We start from the raw sequence: 1573 nt of genomic DNA, 5'->3' as shown, positions 1-1573 counted from the left end.
GGGATCGACCTGGTGCTGGCGAACGAGGTGTCGTAGCCCGCGGCCCTGCTCGCGGCGATCGGCCGAGGGATCGTGCCGGTTCCCGCCGCCACCCCGGCGACCACCCGGACCGAGGGCTTCGCCCGGCGGCTGCGCGGCATCGTCTCCGACTGCCGTCCCGCCCTGGTCGTCACCACCGCGGCATGGCGCGGCACGGTCCGCGACGCGCTGGGCGGGGTGCACGTCCCCGGCGGGGTGTACGCCTGGCCGGAGCCGGGCGGAGACACCACCGGCCCCGCCCCGGCGGGCGACGGGACCCTCATGCCGTCGCCGGACGCGCCGGCCTTCCTGCAGTACACCTCCGGCTCGACCGGCGCCCCCAAGGGCGTCGTCATCAGCCACCGGGCGCTGCAGGCCAGTTGCGCCCAGGCGGCCCGCGTCTACCGCGAGGGCCCGGACGACGTCGCCGTGACCTGGGTGCCGCTCCACCACGACATGGGGCTCGTCACCGGGCTCCTGCGTCCGCTGTTCAGCGGGTACCCGTCCGTGCTGATGGCACCCGAGGCGTTCGCCCGCCACCCGGGTCGCTGGCTGTCGGCCATCACCGCCCACGGCGGGACGCTCTCCAGCGCACCGGACTTCGCCTACGCACTGTGCACCCGCAAGGTCACCGACCGCGAGCTGGCCGCCCTCGATCTGCGCACCTGGCGGGTCGCCCGCAGCGCCGGCGAGGTGGTCCGGGCCGCCACGGCCGACCGGTTCACGGCCCGGTTCGCCGCCGCCGGGCTCCCGCCCCGGAGTCTGTGCCCCTCCTACGGCATGGCGGAGGCCACCCTCACCGTCACCGCCTCCACCCCGGACCTCCCGCCCGCCCGGCTGACCGTCCGCAGCGACGCCCTGCGGGCGGGCGAGGTGGCCCCGGCCGCGCCGGGGGAACCCGCCACCGTCCTGCTCTCCTCGGGAACGCCGCTGCCCGGCACCGAGGTGCGGGTGCACGGCAGTTCCACCGGACCGGACGGCGGCGGGCCCCGCCGCCGGGTGCACCCCCGGCCGGGGGCGCCGCGGGTGAGCGGGGGCGGGGCCGCGGGGCCCCCCCCCGCGGGCGCCCCCGGCAGGTGCTCAGCGCCCGGCCGGCCAGCACCGCGGGCAGCCGCCCGGCAGGTCGGGCGGGCAGCAGGCGGCCGCGGCGGGCGAGTCGGAGAGGGTGGCGGACGGTGCGGGCCCGGGCGGCGGCCGGAGGTTCGAGGGCCGCGGGGCCAGGGCGAGGGCGACCGCCAGCGCGCCGGCCGCGACCACGGCCGCGGCGATCATCAGCCGGCCGCGCCGGACGTCGCGGCGGTGTCCGCGCAGTGCGGCGGCCTCCGCGTCGGCGAGTTCGGCGCGGAGCCATGCGGCGAACCCCGGAGGCGTCGGCTCCGAGTGATCATCGGGCGCCATGACCGGGGAGGTTAGCAGTCGGCGGGCCGTTCGGGAACGCCCGAATGCCCCCCCCGTGCGCGAGGGGCCGTCGACAGTCTGTGCGCCGCCCCGGGCTCGAACCCCCGCCCCCCGGATTATGAGTCTCCTGCGCCAGTGGGATATACACAACTTTCGC

General features: G+C 78.4%; 1 protein-coding gene. It reads left to right on the top strand.

Translation table 11 applies throughout. The annotated features are described in order from the left end of the window. Positions 1-45 precede the first annotated feature (45 nt). Entirely contained in the window at positions 46-1431 is a 1386-nt protein-coding gene (locus ACFV0G_RS39195; protein WP_380558648.1) for an AMP-binding protein, read from the top strand. The last annotated feature ends 142 nt before the right edge of the window (positions 1432-1573 follow it).

Origin of the sequence: Kitasatospora sp. NPDC059571 (assembly GCF_042735675.1) — a bacterium.
GTDB lineage: Bacteria > Actinomycetota > Actinomycetes > Streptomycetales > Streptomycetaceae > Kitasatospora.
Note: the sequence above shows the minus strand (reverse complement) of the source record. Positions and strands in the feature narration are given on the sequence as shown.